The sequence below is a fragment of the Paenibacillus terrae genome (assembly GCF_005217525.1).
GTDB lineage: Bacteria > Bacillota > Bacilli > Paenibacillales > Paenibacillaceae > Paenibacillus > Paenibacillus terrae_C.
The window spans coordinates 516,847-523,653 of record NZ_PNXQ01000016.1 but is presented as its reverse complement, the minus strand read 5'-3'; the positions used below and the strand labels follow the sequence as shown (position 1 = coordinate 523,653).

Sequence of the window (6,807 nt, the reverse complement as noted above, 5' to 3'; positions counted from 1 at the left end):
TTATCCGGAGGAACGGATTCACTACATGCTGGAGGACAGCAGTGCGTCCATTGTACTGACGCAAAAGCATCTCCGGGACAAGCTCACCTATCACGGGGCAATCATGGACTTGGATGGCGAAAGCCTAAGACATATAGAACCGGACGGCAGTGCCAATCCAGAGCCTGTTAACAAGCCGGAGGATTTGTCTTATATCATCTATACCTCGGGTTCCACGGGGAAACCCAAAGGGGTCATGGTAGAACACCGGGGAATCATTAACCTCCAGTATTTCTTCCAGGAACAATGGGGGGTGGACGGATCGGACCGGATGCTGCAATTTGCCAGCAGCTCGTTTGATGCCTCGGTCTGGGAAATGTTCACGATTTTGCTGGGAGGCGGAACGCTGTATCTGGTTTCGCGGGATATTATTAATAATCTGAATGAATTTGCACGCTTCATGAACGAAAACCAAATTACGATTGCGCTGCTGCCTCCTACTTATTTGGCTGGGATTGAGCCGGACAGGCTGCCGACGCTGAAAAAACTGGTGACGGGTGGATCAGCGATTACCAAAGAGCTGGTTATGCGGTGGAAGGACAGCGTGGAGTATATGAACGCCTATGGTCCGAGCGAATCGAGCGTAATTGCAACCGCGTGGACGTACCGGGAAGAGGATATGGGATATGCCTCGGTGCCAATTGGTAAACCGATTGCCAATACGCGGATTTATATTATGGACAGAAACCAAAAGCTGTTGCCGCTGGGAGCAGCCGGGGAAATGTGCATTGCGGGAGACGGATTGGCCAGGGGGTATCTGCACCGGCCGGAGCTGACGGCGGAGAAGTTTGTAGCGAATCCTTACGAGGGTGGAGAGAAGCTGTACCGCACAGGCGATCTGGTGCGCTGGCTGCCGGACGGGAATATCGAATTTTTGGGAAGAATCGACGATCAGGTGAAAATTCGGGGCTTCCGCATTGAGCTGGGGGAAATCGAAGCGCAGCTAATGAAGCATCCGCTTGTCCGGGAGGTAGCGGTGATCGCAAGGGAAGATAAGCAAGGGGAGAAGTATCTGGCGGCGTATTTTACAGCAGAGGGCGAACCGGGAGCAGAAGAGCTGCGGGAACAGCTTATGCAGGAGCTGCCTGATTATATGGTGCCGTCCAGCTTTATGCAGCTGGATGACATGCCGATGACTCCGAGCGGAAAAATGGACAGGAAGGCATTACCCGAGCCTGAATGGCAGGGAAGCGACCACACAGTCAGCAGCCCAAGAAATGACGTTGATTTGAAAATCCAGAAGGTATGGCAGGAGATTCTCGGCATAGAATCGATCGGAATTGATGAGCATTTCTTTAGACTGGGCGGCAATTCGATCAAGGCGATTCAGGTGGTTTCGAGGCTGGCGCTGGATTTTGAAGTGGGCATTAACGACATCTTTCAATATCCGACGATTCGGGCCTTGGCGGATAACATTAAGTATTCCAAAGACAGATTAAAACAATTCGTGTACGCCTTACGGGAAGCGGCAGCTTCCGGGGAAAACGGCGTACCTGGTGTTGTCTGGAAAATGCGCGAGAGTCTCAAAGAATACCGGAAGAAAAATCAGGGTTATGAAAATATCGATCTTTCTGAACGGGCTGACTACCGTAATGTTCTGCTGGTAGGAGGAACAGGGTATCTGGGAATCCATATTTTGTTTCAACTGCTGCAAAATACGGAATATAAGGTGTATGTACCTGTTCGGGGAACGAATGACGAAGAGGCGCTGGAAAGACTGTGGGCGAAGCTGAAGTTCCATTTTGGCCTTGAGCTTGATGGACATAATGTCTGGAAAGACAGGGTGTGCGTGTTCTGCGGAGATTTAACCGAGGACTGCTTTGGACTGAGTCGGGAGCGCTATGAGGATTTGGCCGGAAGCATTGATGCGATCATTAACTCGGCGGCAAATGTGAAGCATTTTGGGCATTACTCGGAATTTCAGGCGGTCAATGTGGAAGGGAACGAAAGATTGATCAAATTTGCTGGCACAGGGAAGAAAAAGACCTACAATTTCGTTTCCACCACCAGCGTAGGTAGCGGCTGGATAGAAGACCAGAGCAGCATCATGTTCACTGAATATGACTGCAATGTCGAGCAAAGCTCTGATAACTATTACGTGATGACAAAGCTCGAAGCCGAGAAAGAGATTGTTAAAGCAAGGCAACAAGGGCTTGATTCCAATGTGTTCAGAGTCGGGAATCTCGTGTTTGATTCCAATTCAGGGATCTTCCAAGAAAATATCTCGGATAATGCATTTTATTCATTGGTAAAGTCGATGATCACACTTGGCCGGGTCCCCGCAATTCAAGATAAAACCATGAACTTCTCCTTTGTGGATGAGGTGGCCAAGGCAGTTGTACTTCTGTTCGACCGGAAAAATTTAATCAACGAAACCTATCATCTGTTTAACAGCCATCAGGTTAGCATGATAGCTTTTGCCAAGCTTTTGAAGCAGGCCGATATAAATGTAAAGCCAATGCCAGTGGAGGATTTTACCGAATACATGTTTGAAAAATACGATGAACCAGAGACAGAGCAGGAGGTTGCCCGGATTCTTGTTCATTCCAACGTCTTCTTTGAGGGAGCAAGCAAAACGTTGTTCATGACGATGAACAAGAAGACTGACGGTATTTTGCAGGCGCTGGGGTTTGAGTGGTCCAGGCTGGACGGTCAAAAAGTGAAACTGATGATGGATCATGTCAAAAAAGTAGGGTTTATGTAAAAGAATAGAAGGAAAGGAGGGAGAAAAATGGATGCGATTAAACTGGCGAGCACCTATTTTTTCGGAACTGAAGATTATATTTTGTCCAATAGCATGATCGCAACGGTTACTTTTAAAAGAAGAATCGACGCTGAAAAATTGTTTGTCAGCTACCGCTCGCTCATCATGGACAATCCTTTGCTGCAAGCCAAAAGGGTGGAACAATTCGAAAAAGATACGTTTGTATGGGGGCGATTTTCTCAGGAAGAGCTTGAACAATTTCTGGAGGCTGAAAAGATGAAGCTTTCCCAATATTTTACGGAGGAGGAGGTACTGGCTCAGTACAGACCGACCAATGCCAGACTTCCGTTTCGTATCTACCCTATAAATGAATATACAATGATATTTGCGATGAACCATGCGGTGGCTAATGGGCTGAGCTTGGTTTTCTGGATCAAGAGATGGCTGGAATATTACTCAGGCGAACCAGATTCCGATCCGAAAAATAAGGCGGCAAAGGGCGACATCTCCAAAGATAGGTTGCTGCGTATGAAAAGAAGATTTTCCGCTTTTATGTGGATGCCGGTTTTTGTTGCAGGTTTTATGTCCAGGGTTAGGGGGAAAGGGACAGGCGCTGGCGAAACCGTTGATTTGAGTTACGGCAGAAGGCCGGAGCAAGGCGGCGGTTATGTCAAAAAATCGTATAGATTCAGCAAAGAGGAGACTGGTGAGATTTTACGGCGATGCCGGAGCCTAAAAATGACATTAACCGAATACATCTGTTATCGAATGACTGATGGACTACTTCAGCATGCTCCCGACAAGCAACGCGTGTTTGTCTCCATGCCTATGGATTTGAAGTTTCTGCATAACTACTCGCCAGAAACTATGCACGGAAATTACGTCGCAAGCCTTCCAATGCAATTTTTCCGGGATGGAAATTTGGAAAAACAGGTGAAATCCGCGTTCAAATGGTTCAAAAGGGGGGTTCCCTATGCGTTGTCGCTCTTTTTTGCTTCATTTTCCAATTCATATCGGAAATATAAACAACAGTGTCTTGAATTGGTTATGAAAACAATGCCTGAAAGATTCCCCCTGTGGAATTTTACCATCACCTTGTCCAATCTGGGAGTCATATCGTATCCGATTATGGAGGAATGGGTAGATAGTATCTATTTTTCCATTAAAAACCAGTCGTTATTGCTCACAACGGCTACGCTTTCGGGACGTTTAATGATGGAGGTCAGCCTATTGGAGAATCTTTACGATTCGGAAGAAGTTTTTGGTCTTTTTGACCGGATTTTATCCGTGGAACATTTATAGAATGGTTATCCCTCTGTTAAGTAGATAAATAAAAAAAGACTAAGCAGCGAGCGCGTGCCAATACTTAACCGGCGCGCGCTGTTTGAATTTGTAAAATCGTTGGCAAGTTTTAAAATTAAAAAATATCCCCTCCAAGTTCTCTCTATCCTCATGATACCATGTGGACTTTTTTGAGTGTCTACTTGAAGGGGATATTAGAGGTGCTCTCTAGCCGAGGGTCCTTTTTTGTTGATGCAATTGAATGCTTTCGTGTATCACTCGGGGTACTTCTGTTAGCTTCTGTATCGTATACATCACGGAGTTAACGTTTTTTTGCAGCTCAACCATATTGTAAACCCATTCCTTGGGCTGCTTGAGATACACGGCATGAATGCCTGCCGCAAGGGCAGGAGATACATCGGTGCGCAGGGAGTTTCCAATCATCCAGGTGATGCTTCGGTCAAAGCGGTTCATCTGAATAATTTCCTCCAGTGCCTCGACATTTTTATGCTGGCGAATGTAGATGCGATCATCAAAATAGTTAGCCAGCTTCATCTGTTCAATCTTCTTTTCCTGAATGACCTGCTCACCGCCGGTGTAGAGATGCAGGGAATGTCCGGCTTTTTGGAGCGAGTTTAACGTTTCGACCATCCCGGGATATGGTTCGATTTCCTGCTCGTACACACTTCGGCCAAGCGAGCGAAGTTCCTGCTCTTCCCGAGGATCTGTACGGCGTCCGAATTGCTCCGAGAAAAAGTGGTACGTATCAATCAAGGACTGTGGAAAATGCTCGCTGGCAAAGCCCACCTGATGAACCCCAGCCACATCAATTTCGATTTGTTTTTCACGAATTGTATTTTTCGTCAGGTTATGGGCTGCAAACCATTCCTGGAGCAAATCGAAAAAGTGGTTGAGAATAAGATCGAAATACTTGTTGCAGTGGACCAAGGTGTCATCAAGATCGAATAATATGTGCTGCTTCGGATACGACATGTTGATACTCCTTCCAAGCCAATGCTTTAACGATGTTCGGTTATAACGGAGAACACAATTCCAATTACAGTCCGATATAGGATTCCAAAAATACCTGTAAATCAGCCGCTCCGTCGGGGCGAATGCTGAATTTTTCCTTGTGATAACGTCCAATATGGATACGGAGCAGGCCAGCTACTCGCAAAATCATCATATCAGACATGAGCGTGTCTTCCAATCGGCTCAAATCATGACGCATATCTTCGAGAGATTTAGGGCCTTGAGCCACGTAACGCAGAATCCGCAGACGTTGCGGGTCATTTACCGCCCGAGTCAGCCGAAGCAGGAGTGTAGGCGGTTCTTCTTCGCTTTCTTCAGGAACGTCTACCGGATACTGGATCAGCAGCATACGGGTATAAAAACAGTACGAATTAATCGGACGATTATGGACGACTGGAAACAGAACAACTGTATCCAAATCTTCCATATGAGGCACGATCAGTCCGGCTGTGGCGTATTCAACCAATGCTTCCGGTTCCATTTTGTTCAGAAGCATACGTTTTTCTGCTGCGTCTTCCTCTGCCAGCACACGCAGTTCGCTTTCCATTGCCCGGAAGTAGTCCCGGTCCCATAATTTGAGGAGAGGGGCGTACACCTTGCGAATGCGCAAAGATTCTTCAAAGGTTAAAAAAGGAACATGCGGAACAATCAGCTCGAACATATCTTCATCCGGGCCGTGGTCCAAATAAGCGATATAATCAGATATTTCATCCGATTCCGGTCGAAGCAAAGCCCAAACATAAAGCGCGTCATAATCGCTAAAAGGGCAATCCTGCGCTGTAGCCAGCTCGGTGCGAACTTCGTTTTGTAGCCGTGCATCCACTTTGTCGATCCACTCATGGCCCAAGTCCATATCGTGTACCCATTTTTTGGTTACATAGGCCATAAAGCTGCCGAGTAATTCGTAAATTGGAGAAGTGTCTATTTTAATTTGATAACTCATGGAATCAAGTGCCTCCTATTCTGTCTTCGAGCCCAGAGCGGTGAACGTAATTAAGCCCGTCCATAAGCAAAACATGAGCATTTTGAAATTGCTCACTTATTTATTATGGCTTGTTCTGCTGGGCATTGTCCACTATAATATAAAATAGTGCGCTGTGACGTGATTGGGTTCGGATTGAGCATACAAGACTCCCTAACGATGTGGAGTCGGTTACATATCAGACAGACTTTCCGTAAAATCGTCATTTCAGATGGCGATTTTTTTCATCTTTTCTTTTATGCACTAAAAATACTGAAATTTGCATGTATTCTGGCTGTGTTTGCATGAACGCTATACATAGTAATAAGGATATCTATTGATTATGGAATCAAATGCAAATCATTCCTTAACATTCATTTTAAGATTATGATTTTTTACATGTTATATCAGGAGGAACCATGATGTCGTCGTCAATGCGGGTGCATTATTTTATCTTAATTGCGGTTATTGTTGTGGCCGGATTGTGTCAAGGGCTACTTTTGCCGATTTTGTCCATCTCTTTGGAACAGATGGGTGTTTCTTCTTTCCTGAACGGAATGAATGCCGCTGCTTTGTATATTGGTTCATTTGCTATGACGCTGGTGGCTGAACGGACATTGGGATGGTTGGGCTTCAAAAAACTGATGGCCGGAGGACTTGTGCTTGTGCTCTTTACGTTACTACTGTTCCCGCTAATTCCAGATATCCGAGTGTGGTTCGTATTGCGACTGCTAGTCGGAATCGGGGACAGTGCATTGCATTATTCTGCCCAGCTGTGGATACTGCTAGT

General features: G+C 46.0%; 4 protein-coding genes and 1 pseudogene. 3 read left to right on the top strand and 2 right to left on the bottom strand.

Annotated elements, in window-relative coordinates; translation table 11 throughout:
- The coding region (locus C1I60_RS24960; protein WP_212734492.1) for a non-ribosomal peptide synthetase family protein at nt 1–2,743 on the top strand (2,743 nt) is incomplete at its 5' end.
- A 27-nt stretch (nt 2,744–2,770) separates the two neighbouring features.
- Nucleotides 2,771–4,045: a hypothetical protein gene (locus C1I60_RS19955; RefSeq protein ID WP_137063284.1), complete on the top strand. Its 1,275-nt coding sequence runs from the start codon at nt 2,771–2,773 to the stop codon at nt 4,043–4,045.
- 207 nt (nt 4,046–4,252) lie between these two features.
- Here C1I60_RS19955 and C1I60_RS19950 read toward each other — a convergent pair whose 3' ends face one another.
- Nucleotides 4,253–5,017 (bottom strand): HAD family hydrolase, encoded by a 765-nt coding sequence (locus C1I60_RS19950; protein WP_137063283.1) that lies wholly within the window; start codon nt 5,015–5,017, stop codon nt 4,253–4,255.
- Between the two features lie 64 nt (nt 5,018–5,081).
- Nucleotides 5,082–5,999 carry a hypothetical protein gene (locus C1I60_RS19945; RefSeq protein WP_044648480.1) on the bottom strand — a complete coding sequence of 306 codons (918 nt, stop codon included), beginning with the start codon at nt 5,997–5,999 and terminating at the stop codon, nt 5,082–5,084.
- A 440-nt stretch (nt 6,000–6,439) separates the two neighbouring features.
- Here C1I60_RS19945 and C1I60_RS25900 point away from each other — a divergent pair.
- Nucleotides 6,440–6,807 (top strand): annotated as a pseudogene (locus C1I60_RS25900) (MFS transporter); the annotation flags it as partial.

What these genes read in the sequence shown, in the direction of transcription:
- C1I60_RS19945 (WP_044648480.1), bottom strand. Translation starts at nt 5,999, where the DNA reads ATGAGTTATCAAATTAAAATAGACACTTCTCCAATTTACGAATTACTC.
- C1I60_RS19950 (WP_137063283.1), bottom strand. Translation starts at nt 5,017, where the DNA reads ATGTCGTATCCGAAGCAGCACATATTATTCGATCTTGATGACACCTTG.
- C1I60_RS19955 (WP_137063284.1), top strand. Translation starts at nt 2,771, where the DNA reads ATGGATGCGATTAAACTGGCGAGCACCTATTTTTTCGGAACTGAAGAT.